The sequence below is a fragment of the Curtobacterium sp. TXMA1 genome (genome assembly GCF_020162095.1).
GTDB lineage: Bacteria > Actinomycetota > Actinomycetes > Actinomycetales > Microbacteriaceae > Curtobacterium.
Map to the genome: position 1 here is coordinate 2,490,151 of NZ_CP083910.1, position 23,256 is coordinate 2,513,406.

Genomic DNA, 23,256 nt, shown 5'->3' on the forward strand with positions numbered 1-23,256 from the left:
GCTCGTGCACCCACCGCACCACCGAAGGGGACCCGATGAAGAAGTCAGCCTGGCTGCCCGCCGCGATCGCCCCGGTCGTCGTGGCCGGAGCGATCGCCGCGCCCGTCATCGCGAACGCCGCCGCTGACCCGGTCGCCGGCACGGACCCGAGCGCGGCGGACGTGCTCGCGAGCATCGGGGCGTCCCGGGACGCGCAGTACTCGGGCACGCTCTCGCAGACGAGCGACCTCGGCCTGCCGGAACTCCCCTCGGGCAGCGGTGGGTCCTCGCTCGAGGGTGGTGCGTCCGACGTCCTCGGACTGCTCACCGCATCGCACACCGCGCGCCTGTACGTCGGCGGCGAGGACGAACAGCGCTTCCAGCTGACGCAGCAGCTCGCCGAGCAGGACGTCGTCCGGAACGGGTCCGACGTGTGGACGTGGGACTCGGAGGAGCGCAAGGCCGTGCACCTCACGCTCCCCGCCGGTTCCGATGCCCCCACGGCCGGCGCGACCACGCCGGCGCAGGCCGCCGAGCGTGCGGTCGCGGCGATCACACCGAGCACCCGGGTCTCCGAGCCGACGACGGTCCGCGTCGCCGGTCACGACGCGTGGCAGGTCACCCTGACGCCGAGGTCCGACGACACGCTGGTCGGCAGCGTCCGGCTGGCGGTGGACCAGCAGACCGGGCTCCCGCTCCGCGTCACGGTGACGGCGGCCGGGCAGGACGACCCGGCGTTCCAGGTCGGCTTCACGAGCCTCGACTACGGCGCACCCGACGCCCGACTGTTCGACTTCACGCCGCCGGCCGGCGCGGACGTCACGACGGAGGACCTCTCCGACGCGGGTCAGCACCGACCGAGCCAGCACGGGCAGTCACAGGGTGCCGGTGTCCGGCCGACGGTGACCGGGTCCGGCTGGGACAGCATCGTCGAGCTGCCGACCGGTGACTCCGCCCGGACGACCCGGGACCCTGACGCATCGGCACTCCTCGACCAGCTGACGAAGCCGGTCGACGGCGGCCGGGCGCTGCAGACGTCGCTCGTCTCGGTGTACCTGACGGAGGACGGCCGGGTGCTCGCCGGTGCCGTGCCGGTGTCCGCGCTGGTCGCCGCCGCGAAGTGACGGCAGCACCGCAGCCGGGCGAGACAGCGCGGCGGCAGCCGGCCGACGCGTCGTCGGAGCTCGCAGTCCGCACCGACGGGCTCGTCAAGGTCTTCCGGAAGCAGCGGGCCGTCGACGGCATCGACCTGGCCGTGCCACGCGGATCGGTCTTCGGGTTCCTCGGCCCGAACGGCTCGGGCAAGACCACCACGATCCGCATGCTCCTCGGACTGTCCTCGGCGACGAGCGGCACGATCGAGGTGCTCGGTCGGCCGGTCCCCGGCGCCCTGCAGGAGGTCCTCCCCCGTGTCGGCGCGCTCGTCGAGGGCCCGGCCGCGTACCCGTACCTGTCCGGACGCGCGAACCTGCAGCGGTTCGACGCCGCCGACCCGAGCTCCGACCCGCGCACCCGTCGGGACCGCGTCGCGGCCGCCCTCGAACGCGTGGGGCTCACCCACGCCGCGGACAAGAAGGCACACGCCTACTCGCTCGGCATGAAGCAGCGCCTGGGGCTGGCGAACGCCCTGCTCGCGCCGCGCGACCTGCTCGTGCTCGACGAGCCGACGAACGGTCTCGACCCGCAGGGCACGCGCGAGGTCCGGAACCTCATCCGCTCGCTCGCCGACGACGGCACCACGGTGTTCGTGTCGAGCCACCTGCTCGCCGAGATCGAGCAGGTCTGCACGCACGCCGCCGTGATGCGGAGCGGACGCATCGTGGCGCAGGGGTCCCTCGACGACCTGCGCGCCACCGGTGGCCGGACCGTCACCGTACGGACCCCGGACGTCGGCGAGGCCTCCGCGGTCCTCGTCCGGATCGGGCTCTCCCCCCGGCGCGACGCCGGCTCGGACGCCCTCGTCGCGGACCTGCCCGCCGACCTCGAGCCGGAGACCGTCACGGCGGCGCTCGTCCGTGCCGACGTCCGCGTCCGTGGCATCGCGCTCGGCGGTGGCACCCTCGAGGACCTGTTCGTCGCGCTCACCGGGGAGGGCTTCGATGTCGCAGCTTGACACCGCACACCGGCCCAGGCGACCGTTCGCCCTGCTCGGCTCCGAACTCGCCCTGGTGTTCCGCCGTCGACGGACCTGGGCGATGCTCGGCGCGCTCGCCCTGGTGCCGGTGCTCATCGCGATCGCCGTCCGCCTGACGACCGACGGCAGCTCGGGCGGCCCGGCGTTCCTCGGCGACATCACGAACAACGGACTCTTCGTCGCCTTCACCGCCCTGACCGTGTCGATCCCGCTGTTCCTGCCGCTCGCCGTCGGAGTGGTGTCGGGTGACACCGTCGCCGGCGAGGCGTCCCACGGGACGATCCGCTACCTGCTGGTGGCGCCGACCGGGCGGCTGCGCTTCGTGCTCGTCAAGTACGCGGGCGCCGTGGCGTTCTGCCTGGCCGCGACGCTCCTCGTCGTGCTCGTCGGCGCGGCGGTGGGCGCGATGCTCTTCCCGATCGGGCCGGTCACCCTGTTGTCGGGGACGCAGGTCGGTGGCTGGTCGTACGCCGGCCGCGCGGTGCTCCTGGCGCTGTACGTGACCCTGTCGATGCTCGGACTGGCCGCGATCGGGCTGTTCGCCTCGACGCTGACCACGGTGCCGGTCGGGGCGATGGCCGCGACGGTCGTGCTCGCCGGGGTGTCGCAGGTGCTCGACCAGCTCCCGCAGCTCGACTGGTTGCACCCGTTCCTGTTCTCGCACCGCTGGCTCGGGTTCGGGGACCTGCTCCGCGACCCGATCTCGTTCGACTCGTTCGGGTCGAACGCGGTGCTGCAGCTGGGGTACGTCGCGGTGTTCGGCGCGCTGGCGTACGGACGGTTCGCCACCAAGGACGTCCTGAGCTGACCGATCGCTGACCGACCGCCGGCCGACGGCTCAGCGAGCGTCGACCGGTACGCCCACGCACGGATCGGGCCCGGCCTCCCGCAGGAGACCGGGCCCGCTCGCTGCGGCTCAGGCCTTCGGGCTCGCCGACCCGCCCGCCATCGTCTCCGTGTCCGCACCGCGCTGGTCGGCGTACCGGTCGCGCAGGTCGCGGGCCTTCTCCGAGCGGTACCAGTCGAGCCGGGCTCCGGTCTCGACGGTCTGCATGCCGATGACGACCTTGCCGCGGGACCGCATCTCGGCCAGGTCCTCGTACGCGTCGACGATGTACTCGAACGGGTAGAAGCCCGAGATGAGCACCTGCACGCGACGGTCCTGGACGGCCTTCGCGAGCAGCGTCAGCAGGTCACGGGCCTCCTCGTCGTCGGCCGGGGCGCGCAGGAACCGGATCTCGACGTCGCGGCGGTGCTCGGAGGTCACGAGTCGCTCCGACGGCACACCGAGCCGCGAGGCCAGGTCCGCGGCACCGCCACCGCCGTGGTTGTCGATGAACGCGGTGATCGGCCGACCGGCCGCCATCTCGCGGATGCGGTCCTCCTCGCCGTCGCCGTACGCGACGGGCAGGGTGCCGATCTGCCGCAGGTAGTCGTGGTTCCGCGGGCTGCCGAGCGCGATCACGGTCGCACCGGCGTCGTGCGCGAGCTGGCACTCGATGTGCCCGACGCCACCGGCCGCGGCCGAGATCACGACGGTGTCGTCCGGCCCGAGGCGCAGGTTCCGCACGATCGTCGCAGCGGTCGCGCCGGCCAGGTACAGGCCACCTGCGACCTCCCACCCGACGTGCTCCGGCTTCTTCACGACGGCACCGCGGGGCACGCGGACCCACGTCGCGTGGGCACCGCCCTCCGGGGCGTGTCCCATGACCTCGTCGCCGACCTTGAGGTCACGGACCTCGGCGCCGCGCGCGCGGACGATGCCCGCGAAGTCGACGCCCTGGTGCGCCGGGAACTCGAGGTCGATGTGGTCGCGCAGCTTCCCCTCGCGGAGGAACCGCTCGACGTGGTTGAGACCGGCGGCGACGACCTCGACGACGACGTCGCCGGGGCCGGGTTCTGGACGTTCCTGCGGGACGAGGTCGACGACGTCGAACCCGCCGTACCGGTCGTACTGCACGGCACTACCGATGCGCATGACTGACTCCTTCCGTGGTCATGGCTCCGGTGTACTCGCGCCGACGGAGCGGTGTCCGTGAGCGAGGGGTACCGGCCGGTCGGCTGCGCACGGCGCACCGCGCCGCGCTGCTGGCACGGTGACGCGTCGAACCACGGAGGCGACACGGAACCAGCCCCGGCACGTGGTTCGGTGTCGGCAACCTGGTTCGGATCGGACGCGCGCCGTCGTCGGACGGGAGGCGCGGGGCGGGCGGGCGCTGTGCCTCCCGTCCGACGGTCGGTGCGTCCACCGCGCCGGGCGGTGCAACGCGACCGTGCGGACCGCCCCGGGGTCGCGCGCGGTCAGCGCGCGGCGGGTCCGGCCTGCTCCGCGATCCGCGCGACCGTCCCGGCGTCGAGCGCGAAGGCGAGCACGTCGCGGTCCGGGTCCGGTACGCGCACCGGCGTCGACCAGACCGAACCGTCCGGACCGACGTCGACGATGAGCGCGCCGTGCGCGACGTGCGCTGATTCCTCGTCGTACGGGCCGACCACGTCGGTGTCGTTCGCGACCCCGGGGGCGACCAGCACCGGGACCCCGGCCAGCGACCCGACGGCGTGGTGGTGCTGGTGCCCGCCGAGGACGACCCGGACGTCGGAGCCGTCGAGCAGCTCCGCGAGGTCGTCGGGGTCCTGCAGGCGGAGGGCCTCGTGCAGGAGCGTCGGCGAGGGCACCGGCGGGTGGTGGAGCACGACGACCGTGCCGTGCGGGACGGGCTCGCCGGTCAGGGCCGTGCGGAGCCGGTCGAGCGCGGTCTCGCTGAGCGCGCCGTAGCCCGCGCCGGGGACGCTCGTGTCGATCGTCACGACCCGGAAGCCGGCGACGACCGACTGACCGGAGACCGGCACGGACGGCGGCGTGTACTCCATGGTGTGCGCGAGCGGGGCGCCGCCCTCGCCCAGGACGTGGCCGTTCGCGAGGACCTGGCGGAACCCCTCGCGGAGGTCGTGGTTGCCGGGCACCAGGACGAGCGCCGCGCCGTGTCGCTCGGCCCAGGCGCCGATGCGCTCGCGGGCGGTGCGGTAGGACTCGGGGCTGCCGTCCTCGGAGACGTCACCGGAGACGACGACCAGGCCGACCCCCGGCACGCCGTCGACGTGCGCCAGCACCGCGTCGAGTGCCGCCGTCGTGTCGACGGATCCCTGGTGCAGGGCACCGTCACCGGTCAGGTGCGTGTCGGAGAGGTGGAGGATGCGGAGGGTCCCGGCTGCTGGCGGCTGCATGCGGCTCACGGTAGCCGCGGTGGTGATCCGGGATCTGGACGGCGGGTTAGCGTTGCCTGGTGACCGATGCCCCGATCGACCTGCGCTCCGACACCGTCACCCGCCCCACGCCCGCGATGCGCCGGGCGATGGCCGAGGCCGAGGTCGGTGACGACGTCTTCGGCGAGGACCCGGAGACGAACGCACTCGAGCGCGAGGTCGCCGACCTGCTCGGGCACGAGGCCGGGCTCTTCACCCCGACCGGTTCGATGGCGAACCAGCTCGGCCTGCGGCTGCACGTCGCTCCGGGCGAGGAACTGCTCGCCGACGTCCGCGCACACGTCGTCCGCGCCGAGCTCGGCGCTGCGGCGGTGTTCTCGGGCATCACGACCCGCACCTGGCCCTCGGAGCGCGGACGGCTCGTCGCGGCGGCGGTCGCCGAGGTGGCGGAGCCGAACGCCGGGGCCTACAGCGTCTCGACGACGGCGATCGCGGTCGAGAACACGCACAACTTCGGCGGCGGGACCGTGCAGCCGGCCGACGAGGTCCGCGCCGTACAGGCCTTCGCGCGGGAGCACGGGATCGCGGTGCACCTCGACGGCGCCCGCCTCTGGAACGCGCACGTGGCGTCGGGTATGGCGCTCCGCGAGCTCGCAGCCGGCTTCGACACCGTGTCGGTCTGCCTGTCGAAGGGGCTCGGCGCGCCGGTGGGGTCGGTGCTCGTCGGCTCCCGCGACCACGTCGACGCGGCGCGGGTCTGGCGGAAGCGGTACGGCGGCGGCATGCGACAGACGGGCTTCCTGGCCGCCGCAGGCCGGTACGCGCTCCGGAACCACGTCGACCGCCTCGCCGAGGACCACGCGAACGCCCGGGTGCTCGCGGCGGCGCTCGACGTCGACCCGGAGACCGTCGACACGAACATCGTGTTCGCCGACGTGTCCGACCCGGCGGCGTTCGTGCGCGCTGCCGCCGACCGGGGCGTCCGGGTGATGCAGCTCGGGCCGCGCAGTGTCCGCCTCGTGACGCACCTGGACGTCAGCGCCGAGCAGGCCGCCCGCGCCGCCGAGGTCCTGGCGGCGCTCCCGCGCTGAGGTCCGACCGTCAGGTGACGGGGTGTGGCTCGCGGCGGTCGAGTTCGTCGAGCAGGGCCGAGGTGGTGCGCAGGAGCCTCGGTGTCTGGACGAGCGCGGCCACGAGGAACCCGACGAACACCGCCGCGGCGAGCCACCAGAGCGGATCCTGGGTCAGCGCCAACGCCACGTACAGCACCGTCCCGGCACCGAACACGAGAGGTCCGTACCGCTGCTGCCGCAGGGTGACCGCGCGGCGGTGTTCGACCGACCGGCGCCAGGCGACCGTGTCGACGCCCGGCGGCAGGACACCCGTGCGCAGCGCACGACGGAACGAGCGGTCCGCCGACGCAGGTCCGGCGGCTCGACGCTGGCGGACGAGCCAGCCGCCGAACAGAACACCGAAGGACAGGCCGCCGACGACGGCTCCGATCGCGAGCTGCGGCCCGTGGAGCTCGGGCTCGACCAGCGGGAGACCGACGAACCACCCGACGCCGAAGACGAGCCCCGTCACCACCATCGTCAGGATCGTTGCCGGGACCGTCGAGCGGCGGGTCGGGGAGCGCACCGCCCCAGCGTGCCAGGAGGTCCCGGAGGCCGCTCAGACAGCGATCGACGAGCGCACCGCGGGGAGCGGGAACGCCAGGGGGTCGGCGTGCACGAGGTCGAGCGCGCGGGCGACGGCTCCGAGCACGACGACGTCGCCACCGAGCCGGGACGCCACGACCTCGGGTGTCGGGTCGTACTCCCCCGTCGCCAGGTGTTCGCGCGCACGGTCGATCACCGGCGCTGCGGCGTCCGCGATCGCTCCGGCGACGACGACGCGGTCGATGTCGAGCAGGCTCGCGAGCAGGACACAGACCCGGGCGAGACGGTCGCCCAGGCGGTCGACGACCTCGAGCGCCACCGGGTCGAGCAGGGCCGCAGCGGCGAACACCGCCTCGGCCCCGGGCTCCTCGTCGCCGCCGAGCAGGGACGACGGGTCGATCCGCCCCTCGGCCCTGGCGTCGCGGACGAGCTCGCGGGCGGTGCGACCGATGCCGTTCGACGAGGACACCCCGTCGACGAGGTCGAGCACGCGGAGCTCTCCCGCGCCGCCTCGGGCACCGCGGAGCAGCACCCCGTCGACGACCAGACCGGCGCCGAAGCGCTCACCGGACAGCAGGGCGGCGAAGGAGGCGTCCCCGGAGGACGGCCGTTCGGCCAGCGCGGCGGCGTTCGCGTCGTTCTCCACCACGACGACGCCGTGGGCCACCACGTCGGCGAAGCCCGGGTTCATGCTGTCCCAGAACCCGCCGTCGCGGGGCGAGGCGCCGACGGCGTCGACGGGTGCCGGGATGCCGACGACCGTCACGAGCACGCGGGCCGGGTCGACGTCGGCCGCGGCGAGCGCTGCCGCGATCGTCTCGGTCGTCACCCGCAACCGGACCGGCACGTCGAGGCCGGACTCCCCGAGCGCACCCTCGGTCCTGGCGAGCACCGTGCCCCGGAGGTCGGCCACGAGCGCCGTGACGCGGTGCTGCCCCGCGTCGACACCGACGACGACCCCGGCGTCCGCGACGAGCTCGTAGCGGCGGGCGGGGCGGCCCTTCCGGTACTCCCCCGCGGCCCGGGCGTCGTCGAGGTCACGCAACCAGCCGAGCCGGACGAGTTCCGTGCACGCCGCGAGCACCGTCGAGCGGGTGAGCCCCGTCGCCTCGATCGCCTCGGTCGCCGTGAAGGCGCCGGACAGCGGGTCGAGGGCGTACGCCAGGACCGTCTCGGCGCTGGTCGCGCGGGGGGTCACACGGCGCTGTGGCATGCGCCGACCCTACCGCGGCGACAGTTGCTTGCGCGATTAGATTTTCTGGGTAGATTTACTCCTGCGAGCCGACACCGACGCCGGCACGCGAGCCGGAACGGCAGGGACGCCGGGTCCGGACGGACGGAGACGACGTGCAAGCACACGCCACCACCAGGAGCACGGCCGGGGTCACCCGCCGCGGGTTCCTGCTCGGTGCGGGCGGCATCGGCGCGGGGCTGGCACTCGCCGGCTGCGCCCCGCTCGGAGGATCGAGCAGCCGACCCGAGACCATCACCTTCTACGTGTCGAAGCCCGAGGTCATCGGGTACTTCGACGACGTCATCGCGAAGTTCCACGACAGCCAGTCGAAGATCCGGGTCATCCGCGACTCCACGTCGAACATGTCCGCGAACTTCGTCCGGAACCGACCGCCGGACCTCGGGTGCCTGAACTACAACTACGCGATGGTGTCCTTCGTCGAGCACGGGGCCCTGACGGACCTGTCCGACATGCCCGAGAAGGACACGATCAACCCCGACCTGTGGCCGCTGATGGGGCAGACCGCGGACTACCCGGGCCGGACGAGCGTCCTGCCCTACTCGGTCACCGCGGCGTCCGTCATCTACGACAAGCAGCTGTTCGCGCAGCAGGGCCTCGAGGTCCCGACGACGTGGAGCGCGTTCACCGACGTGTGCGAGCGGCTGACGAAGGCCGGCATCACGCCGATGTACGGCACGTACAAGGACAACTGGACGATCGCCCAGGGCATGTTCGACTACTCGGTCGGCGGCATGCTGGACGTCCCGGCGACCTTCACGGCACTCGACCGCGAGGGCACATCGGTCGGCCGGGGCTCGAAGGTGTCGTTCGAGAAGGACTTCGCGGCGCCGGTCGGACGGATGGTGGACCTGCTGCAGTGGCACCAGAAGGGTGCGGCCAGCCGGGGCTACGGCGACGGCAACCTCGCGTTCGCGCAGGGGAAGGCAGCGATGTACCTGCAGGGCCCGTGGGCGCTCGGCGAGATCGCGAAGACGAACCCCGACATGGACCTCGGCACCTTCCCGTTCCCCGCGACCGACGACCCCGCCGACAACAAGGTGCGCGTCAACGTCGACCTCGGGCTCTGGATCCCGGAGGCCTCCCGCAAGCAGGAGGCCGCCCGCGAGTTCCTGTCGTTCCTGATGAGCCCGGCGATCAGCGACCAGTACAACGCCGACAACAACGGCTTCGGTGTCCGCAAGGACTCCCCGCCGGTGTCGAACCCCGCACTCCGCGGCATGCAGGACTCGTACGACCGCGCCGCGTTCTACCTCGGCGCCTCGCAGCTCATCCCCGCCGAGATCCCGGTGGCGAACTACCTGCAGTCCATCGCCTTCGGCGGTGCGCCCGAACCGCAACTCCGCACCCTCGACGGCGACTGGGCGCGGCTCGCGCTCCGGTCGGCCGCGTAAGGAGACGACCTTGGCCACCACGACCACAGAATCGATCACGACGGCGGACCGCCGCCGACGGGGCGGCGCCGCACCGCGCCTCCAGGCCGGCAGCCGCGGACGCGGGAAGCGCGTCGACCCGCTCTTCCTCGTGTTCCTCGTCCCCACGCTCGTGCTCTTCACGCTCGCGATCACGCTCCCCGCCGTGATGGGCATCGTGCTGAGCTTCACGAACTCCGTCGGCTTCGGCGAGTTCCGGTTCACCGGCCTGACGAACTACGTCGCGGTGTTCTCCGACCCCGCGATCCTGCAGGCGTACCTGTTCACGATCGGCTTCTCGCTCGTCACCGTGCTCCTGGTGAACGCCGTGGCGTTCCTGCTGGCGATCGCGCTGACGTCGAAGATCCGCGGCAAGATCGCGCTCCGCGCCGTGTTCGTCCTGCCGATGGTGATCTCCGGCATCGTCATCGCCTACGTGTTCTCGTTCCTGTTCGCGAACAGCCTGCCGGCGCTCGCGACCGCGGTGGGCTTCGCCCCGCTCGAGCAGAGCATCCTGGCGGACCCCGACCTGGCGTGGGTCGCGATCGTGATCGTGACCGCGTGGCAGGCGATCCCGTCGACGCTCCTCATCTACATCGCCGGCGTCCTGTCGATCCCCGGCGAGGTGTACGAGGCCGCGTCGCTCGACGGCGCCAGTGCGTGGCGGCAGCTCGTCTCGATCACCGCACCGCTGACGGCGGGCTACATCCTCATCAACCTGGTGATCGGGTTCAAGAACTTCCTGAACTCGTACGACATCATCGTCGGCCTGACCGACGGCGGCCCCGGCACCTCGACGACCAGCGTTGCGATGTCGATCTTCAAGGGCTTCAGCGGCGGCGACTACGCGTACCAGATGGCGAACGCGACGATCTTCTTCGTGATCGCCGTGGTCATCGCCGTGATCCAGCTGCGGGCGACCCGCGGGAAGGCAGCGCTCTGATGACCATGCAAGCACCCCTCCGCCCGGGCACGACGGCAACCGGCAGCATCCGGTCCGTCGACGCCGACCGCACGGCCGGACGTCGCGGCGAGCGGTTCAACTGGCCGGTCACGATCGTCCTCGCACTGTGCACGCTGTCCGTCCTCGTCCCGCTGTACGTCACCGTGACGATGGCGTTCAAGACGACGTCGCAGGCAGTGGACGGCAACGCCTTCTCGCTGCCGGCACCGTTCAGCGTCGACGGGTTCGTGCAGGCCTGGGAGCTCACGGACTTCCCGCGGGCGTTCGGCGTCTCCGTGCTCATCGCGGCCATCACGGTCGTCGGCACGATCCTGCTCGCCTCGTTCACCGCCTACGCGATCGCCCGGAACTGGGAGCGCAGGTTCTTCCGCTGGTCGTTCTTCTACCTGCTCGCCGCGATGTTCCTGCCGTTCCCGGTGCTCGCGCTGTCGCAGGTCAAGCTCACCGGACTCGCCGGGCTGGACAACCCGATCGGCGTCGCGATCCTGCACGTCATGTTCCAGCTGTCGTTCAGCGTGCTGCTCTTCACCGCGTTCCTGCGGTCGATCCCGGCCGAGCTGGAGGAGAGTGCACGCATCGACGGTGCGAGCACGGGGCAGGTGTTCTGGCGACTGGTGTTCCCGCTCCTCGCACCGATGAGCGCCACCGTCGGCATCTTCGCGTTCCTCGCGTCCTGGAACGACTTCGTGATGCCGTCGCTGATCACCTCCGACCCGGCGCTGCAGACCCTGCCGGTGCTGCAGCAGATGTTCCAGACGCAGTTCAGCAACAACTACAACGTGTCGTTCGCCTCGTACCTCATGGCGATGGCCCCGGCGATCATCGTCTACCTCGTCACCCAGCGATGGGTGATGGCGGGCGTGACGCAGGGCGCGATCAAGTGAGCGCCGAGACCACGCACGCGGCCGCGACGCCCGACACGACCACCACCACCAACGACAACGAAAGGCCCGTCGTGACCGACACGCTCGTCCAGCCCGCTGCCTCCACCGACGCCGAGACCTGGTGGCGCCAGGCGAGCGTCTACCAGGTGTACCCGCGCTCGTTCGCCGACGCGGACGGCGACGGCATCGGCGACCTGCGCGGAGTGACCTCGCGCGTGCCGTACCTCGCTTCCCTCGGCATCGAGGCCGTCTGGCTCAGCCCCTTCTACCCGTCCGCCCTGGCCGACGGCGGCTACGACGTCGACGACTACCGGGACGTCGACCCGCGCCTGGGCACCCTCGCCGACTTCGACGAGATGGTCGAGGCCCTGCACGGCGCCGGCATCCGGGTGATCGTCGACATCGTCCCGAACCACACGAGCGATCGGCACGAGTGGTTCCGCGAGGCACTGGCATCACCGAAGGGCAGCCCCGCGCGGGACCGCTACGTCTTCCGCGACGGCACCGGCCCCGACGGGTCCGATGCCCCGGCCGACTGGGTGTCGATCTTCGGTGGCCCGGCCTGGACCGCCGTGGGCGACGGCCAGTGGTACCTGCACAACTTCGCGAAGGAGCAGCCCGACCTGAACTGGGCGAACCGCGAGGTCCGCGACGACTTCCTGCACACGCTGCGCTTCTGGTCCGACCGCGGGGTCGACGGCTTCCGCATCGACGTCGCGCACGGTCTGGCGAAGGACCTGCCCGAGGGTGAGCTGCCGACGTGGGCCGAGGTCCTCGCGTCGCCGAAGGACGGGTCGCACATCCTGTGGGACCGCGACGACGTGCACGAGATCTACGCCGAGTGGCGGAAGGTGTTCGAGGAGTACACCCCGGCCCGGACCGCCGTCGCCGAGGCGTGGGTCGCCGCCGACCGTCGCGCGCGGTACGCCAGCGCCGAGGGACTCGGACAGGCGTTCAACTTCGACCTGCTCGAGGCCGACTTCGACGCGCAGCAGTTCCGCACGATCATCGAGTTCAACCTCGGCCTCGCCGAGCAGTCCGGCTCGTCGACCACGTGGGTGTTCTCGAACCACGACGTCGTCCGGCACGCCACCCGCTACGCACTCCCCGCCCGGAACGGCGACGAGCAGAAGCAGGGCGCCGCGTGGCTGCTCGCCGGCGGCGACCAGGCCGCGCTCGACCGCGCGCTCGGCCTCCGGCGTGCCCGGGCCGCGACGCTCCTCGAGCTCGCCCTGCCGGGTTCGGCGTACCTGTACCAGGGCGAGGAGCTCGGCCTGCACGAGGTGGGCGACATCCCGGACGCCGACCGTCAGGACCCCGCGTTCTTCCGGAACCCCGGGATCGACGTCGGCCGTGACGGCTGCCGTGTCCCGATCCCGTGGACCAGGACCGGCGAGAGCTTCGGGTTCGGCGACGGCGGCTCGCACCTGCCGCAGCCGGCGTGGTTCGCCGACTCCTCGGTCGAGGCCGAGGACGCCGACCCCGACTCGACGCTGAACCTGTACCGGAAGGCCCTGGGCCTGCGCGGTCAGCTCCAGTCCGAGGAGCACCTCGAGTGGCTCGAGACCGGCCGCGACGACGTGCTCGCGTTCCGCCGGCCGAACGGCTGGACGAGCGTCACGGTGTTCGGCGACGAGCCGTACGCACTCCCCGCCGGCGAGCTGCTGCTCGCCTCCGCGCCGGTGGCAGACGGTGCCCTGTCGGGTGTGGGGACCGCCTGGTTGCGTTCCTGACGCAGCCCGGCGGCGGTCTGGAGGCGCGGTGCGGGCAGGCACCGCGCCTCCAGTCCGTCAGGAGGTCACCCCGCGTGCCTGGCGGAACCGGGCGTACCTGGCCGGAACGGGCGTACCTGGTCGAACCGTTCGACCAGGTACGCCCGTTCTCGCTTTCCATCGCAGTCGTTATGGGAAGGAACGGGCGCGCTGAACTCGCGGTGTCGGTCGGTAGGGTCGGCACCATGAGCGGTGCAGCCATCAGCGTGCGGGACTTCGTCATGCGGTTCGGCGACCGGGACGTCGTCGACGGGCTGTCGTTCGACGTCGCCCCCGGCGAGACGTTCGGGCTGCTCGGCAGCAACGGCTCCGGCAAGACGACCACGATCCGTGCGCTCCTCGGCATCACGACACCGACCTCCGGGACGCTGCACATCGACGGCGCACCGTACCGTCCTGCGACCGGCGGCATCGGCTACCTGCCCGAGGAACGCGGGCTCTACCGCAAGGAGTCCGTGCTCGACGTCATGACCTACTTCGGCATGCTCCGCGGGCTGCGCCGACCCGAGGCGACCGCGTGGAGCACCGAGTACCTGGCTCGCGTCGGACTCGCGGACCGCGCGAAGCTCCGGGTCGACAAGCTGTCCGGCGGGCAGCAGCAGAAGGTGCAGCTCGGGATCACGATCATGGACCGCCCGCGCCTGCTCATCCTCGACGAACCGACGAAGGGTCTCGACCCGGTGAACCGTCGGCTGCTGCTCGACCTGGTGGACGAGCGCCGGGCGGACGGCGCGACCGTGGTCCTCGTGACGCACCACATGGACGAGGTCGAACGACTCTGCGACCGGATCCTGCTGCTCAAGGACGGCCGGGCGGCCGCGTACGGCAGCATCCCCGACGTGCAGGACGCCTTCGGTGGCGCAGTCGCCCGGGTGCAGCTCGCCGGGCCGGTCCCCCGCTCCCCGCTGTACCGGCTCGCCCGTCACGAGGGGCACGTCGCACACCTGGTGCCCACCGAAGCGGCCGCGGTCGACGGGTCGGACATCCTGGCCGCGCTGGTGGCGGCGGGCGCACACGTCACTGCGTTCGAGATGCGCCGCATCCCGCTCGACGAGATCTTCGTCCAGGTCTACGGCCACGACGCCGGCGAGGACCGGTCCGCGGACGGCCGCAGCGCAGTCCGGGACTCCGCGAGCGGGGCAGCGGCGTGAGCCGTCTCGGGACGGTCGTCCGCTTCGAGTTCGTCCGCGCGGTGAAGAAGCCCGCGTTCTGGATCGGCACGCTCGCGCTGCCGATCGTCGTCGTCCTCGTCTCGGTGCTCGTCGGCATCGGGCAGGCAGCCGGCTCCGACTCGATCTCGTCGAGTTCGTCGGCCGCGAAGACCACGTTCCGGTACGTCGACCACTCCGGCCTGGTGTCCGCTCCGGTGGCCGCCGCGTCGGGCGGCTCCCCCTCCGAGGACCCCGCCGCGGACCGCGCCGCCGTGCGGGCCGGGACGCTCACGCTGTTCGTCGAGTACCCGGCGAAGCCGTCGGCCGGACCCATCCGGCTCATCGCGGCCGACCGCGGGCTGTTCGAGAACGGCGGGTACTCGACACTCGCCGAGGGTGTGCTCGAGCGCAGCGTCGCGGACTCGGTCGGCGACGAGGAGGCGGTCGCGCTCCTCCGGGCGCCGCCGTCCACCGACCTGACGACCTACGCGGACGGCCGGGTCGCTCCGGGCTGGCTGTCGATCGTGCCGCCCCTGCTGTTCCCGCTCGCGTTCTTCGGGATCGTGATCCTGCTCGCGACCCGGATGGTGACGGTCGTGGTCGAGGAGAAGGAGAACCGGATCTCCGAGATGATCCTGACGACCGTGACGGCCGGCGACCTGATCCGGGGCAAGGTCCTCGCCATGCTGCTCGTCGGGCTCGTGCAGGTCGGGGTCGTCGTCGTGCCGGGGCTCGCGGTGGCGCTGGCGGCGCTGCCCCTGGTCGCGTCGCGGCTCGGCGGCCTGGCCGTCGACCCGTGGCGGATGGTCGTCGGTGCCCTCCTGCTCGTCGGCGGGGTCCTGCTCGCCTGCGGGCTCTTCGTCGCCGTCGGCGCCGCCGTGCCGTCGATCAAGGACGCCTCGACGCTGCAGTCCGCTGCGATCTTCGCCCTGATCATCCCGCTCTACGCGGCGTTCTTCGTGATGACGACGCCCTCGTCGCCGGTCGCGGCGTTCTTCACGTGGTTCCCGACCTTCACGCCGATCACGGCCATGGTGCGGAACGCGGTCGGCTCACTGTCGGTCGCCGAGTCGGTCGTCTCCGTGGTCGAGGTGTTCGCCGTCGCCGCGCTGCTGCTCTGGTTCGCCGAGTACCTGTTCCGTCACTCGGTCGCGCAGTACGGGTCGAAGGTCACGCTGAAGCAGATCGCGGGGTGGCGGAAGGGGCGGCCCCGGACCCGCTGAACCGCTAGCCGCGGACGAGCGCCGCGTCGAGGTCCCAGGCCACGGGCTCGGGTTCACGCCACCCGTGCCGGAGCGTGTGCACGGCGCGGTCGTACTCGACCAGGACGTCCAGGTACGGCCGGACGAGCATCTGCACCTGCAGCCCTTCGTAGACGGCGAGCAGCTGCGTCGCCGCCTGGTGCGCGGGGATGCCGATGACCTCCGTGCCCGCGTCGACGTCGCGCTGCAGCCCGACGGTCAGCTCCTCGACGTACTCCTCGAACCGCTTCCGGAAGAAGCCGGCGAAGTCGCGCTCCGAGGCGGCGAGGGGCAGGACGCCGGCGAGCAGCCGGACGAGCCCGGGGTCGGCGACGTCCTCGGCGAGGGTCGTCCGCACGTGGTCGAGGGTGCACCGCGGCACCGACGAGCGACGGGAGCCGCGGAGCTGCAGCCAGCGGTCGTAGACCACCAGCAGCAGGCCGTCCCAGGTCGGGAAGAGCCGGTCGACGACGGCGTGGTCCACGCCGCAGGTCTCGGCGATCGTCGCCGCGTCCACGTCGTGGAACGGGTGCAACCGGTAGGCGCGGATCGCTCCGCGCACGATCCGCTCGGCCAGCGTCGCGTCGTCCTCGACGCGCCTGCCGTGCATGTCTTCCATCCCGACATCCCACCGCACCGGGACCCGGGCTGTCTCCACCCAGTGCGGGGGTCAGCCGACACCTGTCGTTCGGGTCAGCCCACCGTCACCGGAGCGGCCGAGGGCTTGCGCCCCTGCTGCATCCAGACGAAGAACCCGGTCAGGGTGAAGACGCCGTAGAAGACGTACATCAGGCCGGATGCGTAGTACCCCGCCGAGAAGAGCAGCGGCACGCCGACCAGGTCGACGGCGACCCAGATCAGCCAGAACTCGACCCATCCCTTGGCCATGCCGTAGGTCGCCAGCACCGACCCGACGAAGATCCAGGCATCGCTCCACACCGGCTCGTACGACCCGAGGGCGCGGAACACCGGGGTGAGGACGGCGGTGCCGCCCACCAGCGCGAGCACGAGCAGACCACGGGTCGGCCAGGAGGCCCACCGCGGCTCGACGACGGTCGTCGCCTCGTCCGCGCGGTGCGTCCACCGGTACCACCCGTAGACGCTGACCACGATGAACATGACCTGTCGGCCGGCCTGGCCGAGCAGGTTCACCGGGTTCGGGGTGTCGAAGAGCGCCCCCATGAAGACCGTGAAGAGCAGGGCGTTGCCGAGGATCCCCACCGGCCATGCCCAGACCCGGCGGCGCATCCCGCCGAGCGCACTGAGCAGCCCGAACACGTTGCCGATCACCTCGCGCCAGAGCACGGTCTGGTCGCCGATGACGAGCTGCGCGTCGAACAGCCACCGCACGATGCCCATGGGCCCTCCTCGTTCCGAGACCGTGCAACCGTCCGGGCAGCGGGCGCATTCCACGGGCCAGGAGACCCCGCGTGACGCACCGGTCTAGGCTCGGGCAGCGTGACGGACAGGGTCGGGAAGGACGCGGTGCAGCGCACGCGTGCCGCCCTCGACGCCGCCACGGACCGCCTCCGGGCCGCCGAGGTCCGCGACGAGGCACTCGGCGAGTACGTCGAGCCGCGGGCTGTCCTCGGCATCCGACGGGAGCCCACGATCCGCTCTCTCGGTCGGGTCTGGCGCGTCGGTGCGCTCCTGCTCGGGTCCTCGCCCGAGACCGCCGGCGGGGTCTGGGCGACCGGTCGGATCACCCGCGTCACGGACCCCGGGCGCCAGCAGTTCGTCTCGGTCTCGGCCGAGGTGCGTCGCGCGTACCGGGCCGCCGCGGCGAAGGGGCACTTCACCGCGGGCGACACCGTCAACCACGGCGCCGTACCGATCCCGCTCGACGACTCGCTCGTGGACGCCGACGGCGTGCTCGCCGTGGTCGACGGTGAACCGGTCGTCCGCTGGTCCCCCACCGCCGGCACGACCGTGCCGCTGGACGACTACCTGCGCGACCGGGTCGCCCTGCTCGTCGATCCGCCGCGGGGCGCGACCGACTGAGTCACGCGACGGTCAGCCAGCGAGGCGGTCGACCACCGCTGCCCGGGCCATCGCGTCGAGGCCGTCGTCGAGCGCTCCCCTGCTCACCGACCACAGCGCCGACTCGACCAGCCGTGCCGTGCACCAGGCGGCGATCCGGTCCGCGGGCTCGCCGGTCACGTCCGCGAGCACGGCGACGCGCTCGCGGACGACCCGCAGGGGCTCGGCGCAGCGGAACGGGTCGTCGACCTGCACGAGCAACGGGCACAGGTCGTAGGCGGGGTCGCCGGTCATCGGCTTCGGGTCGATGACGAGCCACGGCTCCCGCCCGGCCGCGAGCACGTTGCCGGGGTTCGCGTCGCCGTGCACGACCACCGACCGCGAGGCAGTGCTCGGCAGGTCTCGGAGCAGGTCGGTCCCGCGGCGCACGAGTCCGGGGTCGAACGGCGGTGCGAGCTCGCGCATCCGGTCCTCGGCGAGCGCCGCCCACCCGGTGGTGACCTCGGCGATCGACGCGAACGGAGCGTCCTCGGGGACCCCGGCCGCCCAGAGCCGGGTGAGCAGGACGCCCGCAGTGCGGAGACGGTCGTCGGTCGGCAGGTCGTCGCGCTCTGCGAGTCGGGTACCGGGGTCGCAGCGCTCGACCAGCAGCACGAAGGGGTCGTCCGGGTCCACGGCGAGCAGGCGGACAGCTCCGGCGCCGTCCCACCACGCGAGCGCCGCGGCCTCGTGCTCGGCCTCGCGGTGCGGGAGGGACAGCTTGAGCACGGCATCGCCGCCGTCGGGCAACAGCACGGGCACGACGTGCGAGACGCTGCCGCCGGTGTACGGCTCGCCGGGGCGCAGGTCCCAGCGCTCGGCCGCGCGGGCGAGCCGGCACGGGACGGACGCACGCCATCCCTGCTCGGTCGGCCACATGCGCGCAGCGTACCGACCGCCGGGCCGAGCGCGACGAGGCGGCGGTGGGACGAGCCTCCCGGGCGACCCCCGAACGGGGTACACCGCTTGTCCGCCGCAGCACCGACTGCCGCGGCGTCCCGTCGGGTCTAGCGTCTGTTGCGGGCGGCAACGGGGCCGCCCGACGACGAATCGAGCATCATGCAACGACGGATGAGCACGCTCCTCGCGACGATCACGGCGGTCGGCCTGGTCGGCGCCCTGGCGCCGGCCGTGCAGGCCCAGGCAGCCGTCCCGACCAGCGACACCCCGGACTTCGGGAGCAACGTCAAGGTCTACGACCAGTCCACCCCCGCCTCGACGATCCAGTCCGACGTCGACGCGGCGTTCGACTCGCAGCTCCGCAGCACCAGCGCGCAGTTCGGCTCCCAGCGGTACGCCTTCCTGTTCAAGCCGGGGAGCTACGGCCGGGTCTGGGCGAACCTCGGCTTCTACACGTCGGTGGCGGGCCTCGGGAAGAACCCCGACGACGTGACGATCAACGGTGCGCTCAACGTCGACTCCGGCTGGAACGCCGGCGACGAGAAGAACGCGACGCAGAACTTCTGGCGGTCGGCGGAGAACCTGTCCGTCGTGCCCGAGAGCGGCACGGACCGGTGGGCGGTGTCCCAGGCTGCGCCGATGCGACGCGTCCACATCAAGGGCAACCTCACGATGGGACCGTCGAACCAGGACGGCGGCCAGGGGTACTCGTCCGGCGGCTACATCGCCGACTCGAAGGTCGACGGCACCGTCACGAGCGGCTCGCAGCAGCAGTGGTACACACGGAACTCCTCGCTCGGCAGCTGGCAGGGCGGCAACTGGAACATGGTGTTCTCGGGGGTGCAGGGCGCACCGGCGAACGACTTCTCGAAGAGCTGGACCACCCTGTCGACCACCCCGGTGACGCGGGAGAAGCCGTACCTGTACGTCGACTCGTCGAACAAGTACCACGTGTTCGTGCCGTCGCTGCGGACGAACTCGGCCGGGGTGACGTGGCCGAACACGCCGGGGACGGACATCCCGATGCGCAACTTCTACGTCGCGCACCCCGGTGACAGCGCGGCGACGATCAACAGCGCGCTGTCGCAGGGGCTGAACCTGTTCTTCACCCCGGGCACGTACCAGCTGAACGCCGCGCTGAACGTCACGCGCCCGGACACCGTCGTCACGGGCATCGGCTTCCCGACGCTCGTGCCGACCGCCGGCAACGCGGTGCTCACCACCTCCGACGTCTCCGGTGTCAACGTGTCGAACCTCGTCGTGGACGCCGGGACGCAGAACAGCGCGCAGCTCGTCCGACTCGGCACCAGCGGCTCGCACGTCGACCACGCCTCGGACCCGCAGAGCATCCAGGACGTGTTCTTCCGCGTCGGGTCGAGCATCCAGGGCAAGGCGTCGACGACACTGCAGGTGAACGCCGACGACACCCTCGTCGACCACATCTGGGCGTGGCGGGCCGACCACGGTGGCGCTGCGACGGGATGGAACGTCAACACCGGCGCCACCGGCGTCGAGGTGAACGGCGACGACGTCCTCGCCACCGGGTTGTTCGTCGAGCACTACCAGAAGTACGAGGTGCTCTGGAACGGCAACCGCGGTCGGACGATCTTCTTCCAGAACGAGATGCCGTACGACGTGCCGGACAACGCCTCGTGGCAGAGCCCGACCGGAGCCGGGTACGCGGCCTACAAGGTCGCGTCGGGTGTGACGAACCACGAGATCTGGGGCGGTGGCGTGTACTGCTTCTTCAACACGAACCCGTCGGTGCACGCCGACCGGGCGTTCGAGACCCCGACGGGATCGGGCATCCGGGCGCACGGGCTCGTGACGGTGTCGCTCGGGGACACGGGCACGATCTCGAGCGTGATCAACGGCGTCGGCGGAGCGGTTCCGACCCCGGCGGGCAACACCGCGCCGAACCGCCTCGGGTCGTACAACTGATGCGCGCCGCACGGTCGACGCGGCGACTCGTCGCGATCACGCTCGCCGGTGCGGCCGCGACCGCCCTCGGCGTCGCCCCGACGCTCGGGACGGCGACGACCGCGCAGGCGGCCACGGGCGACGTCGTCTGGTCGCAGGACTTCGACGGCGCCGTGGGGAGCGCTCCGGACCGCTCGGTGTGGACGAACGAGACCGGTGGTGGCGGCTGGGGCAACAACGAACTCGAGACGTACACGGACTCCCGGAGCAACTCCGCGCTCGACGGGCAGGGCAACCTCGTCATCACGGCGAAGCGGGAGGCGGACGGCTCGTACACGAGTGCGCGCCTGACGACCCAGGGGAAGTACACACCGCAGTACGGCCGGGTCGAGGCGCGCATCCAGATCCCCCGTGGTCAGGGCATCTGGCCGGCGTTCTGGATGCTCGGCGCAGACCTGCCGCAGAGCGGCTGGCCGGGATCCGGAGAGATCGACGTGATGGAGAACGTCGGCAAGGAGCCCGCCACCGTGCACGGGACGGTGCACGGCCCCGGCTACTCCGGCGGGCAGGGCATCTCCACGCCGTACCAGCACCCCCAGGGCTGGTCGTTCGCGGACACGTTCCACACCTTCGCGGTGGACTGGAAGCCCGGTTCGATCACCTGGTCGGTCGACGGCGTGGCCTACCGGACCGTCACCCCGGCGGACACGACCGGGAACCCGTGGGTGTTCGACAAGCCGTTCTTCATCGTGCTGAACCTCGCGGTCGGTGGCAACTGGCCCGGGTACCCGGACGCGTCGACGACGTTCCCGCAGCAGATGAAGGTCGACTACGTCCGCGTGATCGACAACTCCTAGCGCGGGACCGAGCAGGGCCGTCGGCGACTCCGGTCGTCGGCGGCCCTCGGGCGTCGGTGGCCCCGGGTGTCGGTGGTCCCGGCGTCGGTGGTCCCGGCGTCGGTGGCGACTCCGGTCGCAGGACGTGCCGTCCGTGCACGTTCTGGTCGCACGACGTGCCGCTGGCTTCGAAGCTGAGCGGCAGGTCGTGCGACGAGAACACCAGGCACGACGAGCCCGCCGGGCCAGCCGGCACGCCAGGCCCGACCAGACCAGGACCGGGGCACACACGCCGTCAGGCGGCCGTCACCGGTCCTCGGTAGCGTCCGGGCATGACACCCGAGCGCGGCAGCACCGGAGCCGGCAGCACCGAACGCACCCGGCTCGTCCTCCCCGGGCAGTACGGTCCCCTGTTCGACGACGGCGGCCCCGCGCTCGTGGTCGAGGCGCGCGAGTTCTTCACCGCCCGGCCGATGCACCGGGCGAAGGCGCACCTCTGGCTGAGCGCCCTGCGACACCGGGTGCGCGAGCTCGGCGACCGGGCCGAGCACGTGCAGGTCGACACCCTGAAGGACGCCCTGGTCGGACGCGACGACCTCGACGTCGTCGATCCGCCCTCCCGCACCCTCCGCGCGCAGGTCCGGCACTGGGGACGCGGCACCGAGGTCCTGCCGAGCCGCGGGTTCATCACGGACGAGGCCGAGTTCGCCGAGTGGGCCGCCGAGCGCACCGGTCGTTTCCGGATGGAGACCCACTACGAGCGGGTCCGCCGCCGCGAGGGCTGGCTGATGCAGTCGGACAAGCCGATCGGCGGGAAGTTCAGCCTCGACGACCAGAACCGCGAACCCCCACCGAGGGGCGCGACGACGCTCGGGCTGCCGGAACCGTGGTGGCCGACCGAGGACGACATCGACGACGAGGTCCGGCACGACCTCGACCGCTGGGAGCGCGACGGCGAGGTCCGGTTCGTCGGCCGGGACGACACCCGCCGCTTCGCCGTCACCGCGGACGAGGCCCGGCAGGCCCTCGACGACTTCGTTCAGGTCCGCCTGGGTGACTTCGGCCCGTTCGAGGACGCCACGCTGACGAACGACTGGACGATGGCGCACTCGCTGCTCAGCGTGCCGATGAACCTCGGCGTGCTCGACCCCTTCGAGGTCGTCGAGGCAGCGCTCACCGCACACCGCGACCACGACGCCCCGCTGGCGAGCGTCGAGGGCTTCGTCCGCCAGGTCGCCGGCTGGCGGGACTACGTCTGGCACCTCTACTGGTGGTTCGGCGACGACTACGGCGCCGAGGAGAACGCCCTCGACGCGCACGAGCGGCTCCCCCGCTGGTGGCGCGAGCTCGACGCGTCGGAGATCGACGCGGTCTGCCTGTCGACCGCGATGGAGGGCCTCCACGACCACGGCTGGCTGCACCACATCCAGCGGCTCATGGTGCTCGGCAACTGGGCGCTGCAGCGCGGCTACGACCCCGTGCACCTGACCGAGTGGTTCACCGACGTCTTCGTCGACGGCACCGACTGGGTGATGCCGGCGAACATCATCGGGATGTCGCAGCACGCCGACGGCGGCATGGTCGCGACGAAGCCGTACGCGTCCGGCGGCCGGTACATCGACCGGATGTCCGACCACTGCGGCGGGTGCCGGTACGACCCGACGAAGCGACTCGGCGAGGACGCCTGCCCCTTCACCGCCGGCTACTGGGCGTTCCTGTCACGCACCGAGCCCGCCCTGCGGGACAACAACCGGATGGCGCGGCCGCTTCAACAGATGCGGAAGCTGGCGGACCTCGACGAGGTGGTGGCGCAGGAGGCGCGACGCGGCACGCCCTGACCGGCCACGGGCAGACACGTGACCACAGGACGGACGGGAGGCGCGGGGCCGACACGGCCGTGCGCCTCCCGTCCGTCACCTGGTCGCCTCCTCGC

Annotated in this window: 21 protein-coding genes; 14 read left to right on the top strand and 7 right to left on the bottom strand. The window is 72.1% G+C overall.

The features are described 5' to 3' along the window. The first annotated feature begins 35 nt into the window (after positions 1–35). Genes LCG91_RS11810 through LCG91_RS11820 form a run of 3 tightly spaced genes read left to right on the top strand, consistent with a single transcriptional unit; the run spans position 36 to position 2,921 of the window. A complete protein-coding gene (locus tag LCG91_RS11810; RefSeq protein ID WP_224441472.1) occupies positions 36–1,103 on the top strand; it encodes a LolA family protein in 1,068 nt (355 codons plus the stop codon). Further along, complete coding sequence (locus tag LCG91_RS11815) at positions 1,100–2,092, top strand: ABC transporter ATP-binding protein (RefSeq protein ID WP_224441473.1); 993 nt, start codon at positions 1,100–1,102, stop codon at positions 2,090–2,092. The genes LCG91_RS11810 and LCG91_RS11815 overlap by 4 nt, the downstream gene beginning before the upstream one ends. Further along, positions 2,079–2,921: an ABC transporter permease gene (locus LCG91_RS11820; protein WP_224441474.1), complete on the top strand. Its 843-nt coding sequence runs from the start codon at positions 2,079–2,081 to the stop codon at positions 2,919–2,921. Before LCG91_RS11815 ends, LCG91_RS11820 begins: the two co-directional genes overlap by 14 nt. 108 nt (positions 2,922–3,029) lie before the next feature. Here LCG91_RS11820 and LCG91_RS11825 read toward each other — a convergent pair whose 3' ends face one another. Then, positions 3,030–4,091, bottom strand: coding sequence for an NADP-dependent oxidoreductase (locus LCG91_RS11825; protein ID WP_058750638.1), 1,062 nt, complete (start codon positions 4,089–4,091; stop codon positions 3,030–3,032). Positions 4,092–4,414: 323 nt separating this feature from the next. After that, entirely contained in the window at positions 4,415–5,335 is a 921-nt protein-coding gene (locus tag LCG91_RS11830) for a metallophosphoesterase (RefSeq protein ID WP_224441475.1), read from the bottom strand. A gap of 59 nt (positions 5,336–5,394) precedes the next feature. On the opposite strand from LCG91_RS11830, the gene LCG91_RS11835 reads away from it, so the two are divergent. Next, on the top strand, positions 5,395–6,405 hold the full coding sequence (locus LCG91_RS11835) for a threonine aldolase family protein (RefSeq protein ID WP_224441476.1): 1,011 nt from the start codon (positions 5,395–5,397) through the stop codon (positions 6,403–6,405). 10 nt (positions 6,406–6,415) lie between these two features. Here the strand turns inward: LCG91_RS11835 and LCG91_RS11840 are convergent, their stop codons facing one another. Both LCG91_RS11840 and LCG91_RS11845 read right to left on the bottom strand, forming a co-directional pair. After that, positions 6,416–6,952, bottom strand: coding sequence for a hypothetical protein (locus LCG91_RS11840; protein ID WP_224441477.1), 537 nt, complete (start codon positions 6,950–6,952; stop codon positions 6,416–6,418). Between the two features lie 33 nt (positions 6,953–6,985). Further along, positions 6,986–8,185: an ROK family protein gene (locus tag LCG91_RS11845; protein WP_224441478.1), complete on the bottom strand. Its 1,200-nt coding sequence runs from the start codon at positions 8,183–8,185 to the stop codon at positions 6,986–6,988. Positions 8,186–8,319: 134 nt separating this feature from the next. On the opposite strand from LCG91_RS11845, the gene LCG91_RS11850 reads away from it, so the two are divergent. The 6 genes from LCG91_RS11850 (at position 8,320) to LCG91_RS11875 (ending at position 15,630) form a co-directional block, all read left to right on the top strand. Next, positions 8,320–9,618: an ABC transporter substrate-binding protein gene (locus tag LCG91_RS11850; RefSeq protein ID WP_224441479.1), complete on the top strand. Its 1,299-nt coding sequence runs from the start codon at positions 8,320–8,322 to the stop codon at positions 9,616–9,618. A gap of 10 nt (positions 9,619–9,628) precedes the next feature. Then, complete coding sequence (locus LCG91_RS11855) at positions 9,629–10,579, top strand: carbohydrate ABC transporter permease (protein WP_224441480.1); 951 nt, start codon at positions 9,629–9,631, stop codon at positions 10,577–10,579. Next, positions 10,579–11,484: a carbohydrate ABC transporter permease gene (locus LCG91_RS11860; RefSeq protein ID WP_058730057.1), complete on the top strand. Its 906-nt coding sequence runs from the start codon at positions 10,579–10,581 to the stop codon at positions 11,482–11,484. Before LCG91_RS11855 ends, LCG91_RS11860 begins: the two co-directional genes overlap by 1 nt. Positions 11,485–11,555: 71 nt before the next feature. After that, on the top strand, positions 11,556–13,217 hold the full coding sequence (locus LCG91_RS11865) for a glycoside hydrolase family 13 protein (protein WP_058750646.1): 1,662 nt from the start codon (positions 11,556–11,558) through the stop codon (positions 13,215–13,217). A 224-nt stretch (positions 13,218–13,441) separates the two neighbouring features. Then, positions 13,442–14,407, top strand: a complete 966-nt coding sequence (locus LCG91_RS11870) for an ABC transporter ATP-binding protein (protein ID WP_224441481.1) — start codon at positions 13,442–13,444, stop codon at positions 14,405–14,407. Continuing rightward, complete coding sequence (locus LCG91_RS11875; protein ID WP_224441482.1) at positions 14,404–15,630, top strand: ABC transporter permease; 1,227 nt, start codon at positions 14,404–14,406, stop codon at positions 15,628–15,630. The genes LCG91_RS11870 and LCG91_RS11875 overlap by 4 nt, the downstream gene beginning before the upstream one ends. A 4-nt stretch (positions 15,631–15,634) precedes the next feature. Here LCG91_RS11875 and LCG91_RS11880 read toward each other — a convergent pair whose 3' ends face one another. Both LCG91_RS11880 and pnuC read right to left on the bottom strand, forming a co-directional pair. After that, positions 15,635–16,267 carry a TetR/AcrR family transcriptional regulator gene (locus LCG91_RS11880; RefSeq protein WP_152999160.1) on the bottom strand — a complete coding sequence of 211 codons (633 nt, stop codon included), beginning with the start codon at positions 16,265–16,267 and terminating at the stop codon, positions 15,635–15,637. A 74-nt stretch (positions 16,268–16,341) separates the two neighbouring features. After that, entirely contained in the window at positions 16,342–17,007 is a 666-nt protein-coding gene (pnuC, locus tag LCG91_RS11885) for a nicotinamide riboside transporter PnuC (RefSeq protein WP_058749967.1), read from the bottom strand. A 99-nt stretch (positions 17,008–17,106) separates the two neighbouring features. Between pnuC and LCG91_RS11890 the strand changes: the two genes are divergently transcribed. Next, positions 17,107–17,649 carry a hypothetical protein gene (locus tag LCG91_RS11890; protein WP_058749968.1) on the top strand — a complete coding sequence of 181 codons (543 nt, stop codon included), beginning with the start codon at positions 17,107–17,109 and terminating at the stop codon, positions 17,647–17,649. Between the two features lie 12 nt (positions 17,650–17,661). Here LCG91_RS11890 and LCG91_RS11895 read toward each other — a convergent pair whose 3' ends face one another. Continuing rightward, positions 17,662–18,546: an aminoglycoside phosphotransferase family protein gene (locus LCG91_RS11895; protein WP_224441483.1), complete on the bottom strand. Its 885-nt coding sequence runs from the start codon at positions 18,544–18,546 to the stop codon at positions 17,662–17,664. Positions 18,547–18,738: 192 nt separating this feature from the next. Here LCG91_RS11895 and LCG91_RS11900 point away from each other — a divergent pair, with 192 nt between their 5' ends. From LCG91_RS11900 to LCG91_RS11910, 3 genes are all read left to right on the top strand, one after another. Next, positions 18,739–20,508 carry a hypothetical protein gene (locus LCG91_RS11900; protein WP_058730064.1) on the top strand — a complete coding sequence of 590 codons (1,770 nt, stop codon included), beginning with the start codon at positions 18,739–18,741 and terminating at the stop codon, positions 20,506–20,508. Further along, positions 20,508–21,344, top strand: a complete 837-nt coding sequence (locus tag LCG91_RS11905; protein ID WP_224441484.1) for a family 16 glycosylhydrolase — start codon at positions 20,508–20,510, stop codon at positions 21,342–21,344. Before LCG91_RS11900 ends, LCG91_RS11905 begins: the two co-directional genes overlap by 1 nt. Before the next feature lie 311 nt (positions 21,345–21,655). Further along, positions 21,656–23,161 carry a cryptochrome/photolyase family protein gene (locus LCG91_RS11910; protein ID WP_224441485.1) on the top strand — a complete coding sequence of 502 codons (1,506 nt, stop codon included), beginning with the start codon at positions 21,656–21,658 and terminating at the stop codon, positions 23,159–23,161. The last annotated feature ends 95 nt before the right edge of the window (positions 23,162–23,256 follow it).

What these genes read in the sequence shown, in the direction of transcription:
- pnuC (WP_058749967.1), bottom strand. Translation starts at nt 17,007, where the DNA reads ATGGGCATCGTGCGGTGGCTGTTCGACGCGCAGCTCGTCATCGGCGAC.
- LCG91_RS11830 (WP_224441475.1), bottom strand. Translation starts at nt 5,335, where the DNA reads ATGCAGCCGCCAGCAGCCGGGACCCTCCGCATCCTCCACCTCTCCGAC.
- LCG91_RS11860 (WP_058730057.1), top strand. Translation starts at nt 10,579, where the DNA reads ATGACCATGCAAGCACCCCTCCGCCCGGGCACGACGGCAACCGGCAGC.
- LCG91_RS11825 (WP_058750638.1), bottom strand. Translation starts at nt 4,091, where the DNA reads ATGCGCATCGGTAGTGCCGTGCAGTACGACCGGTACGGCGGGTTCGAC.
- LCG91_RS11905 (WP_224441484.1), top strand. Translation starts at nt 20,508, where the DNA reads ATGCGCGCCGCACGGTCGACGCGGCGACTCGTCGCGATCACGCTCGCC.
- LCG91_RS11820 (WP_224441474.1), top strand. Translation starts at nt 2,079, where the DNA reads ATGTCGCAGCTTGACACCGCACACCGGCCCAGGCGACCGTTCGCCCTG.
- LCG91_RS11910 (WP_224441485.1), top strand. Translation starts at nt 21,656, where the DNA reads ATGACACCCGAGCGCGGCAGCACCGGAGCCGGCAGCACCGAACGCACC.
- LCG91_RS11900 (WP_058730064.1), top strand. Translation starts at nt 18,739, where the DNA reads ATGAGCACGCTCCTCGCGACGATCACGGCGGTCGGCCTGGTCGGCGCC.
- LCG91_RS11895 (WP_224441483.1), bottom strand. Translation starts at nt 18,546, where the DNA reads ATGTGGCCGACCGAGCAGGGATGGCGTGCGTCCGTCCCGTGCCGGCTC.
- LCG91_RS11810 (WP_224441472.1), top strand. Translation starts at nt 36, where the DNA reads ATGAAGAAGTCAGCCTGGCTGCCCGCCGCGATCGCCCCGGTCGTCGTG.
- LCG91_RS11870 (WP_224441481.1), top strand. Translation starts at nt 13,442, where the DNA reads ATGAGCGGTGCAGCCATCAGCGTGCGGGACTTCGTCATGCGGTTCGGC.
- LCG91_RS11880 (WP_152999160.1), bottom strand. Translation starts at nt 16,267, where the DNA reads ATGGAAGACATGCACGGCAGGCGCGTCGAGGACGACGCGACGCTGGCC.
- LCG91_RS11845 (WP_224441478.1), bottom strand. Translation starts at nt 8,185, where the DNA reads ATGCCACAGCGCCGTGTGACCCCCCGCGCGACCAGCGCCGAGACGGTC.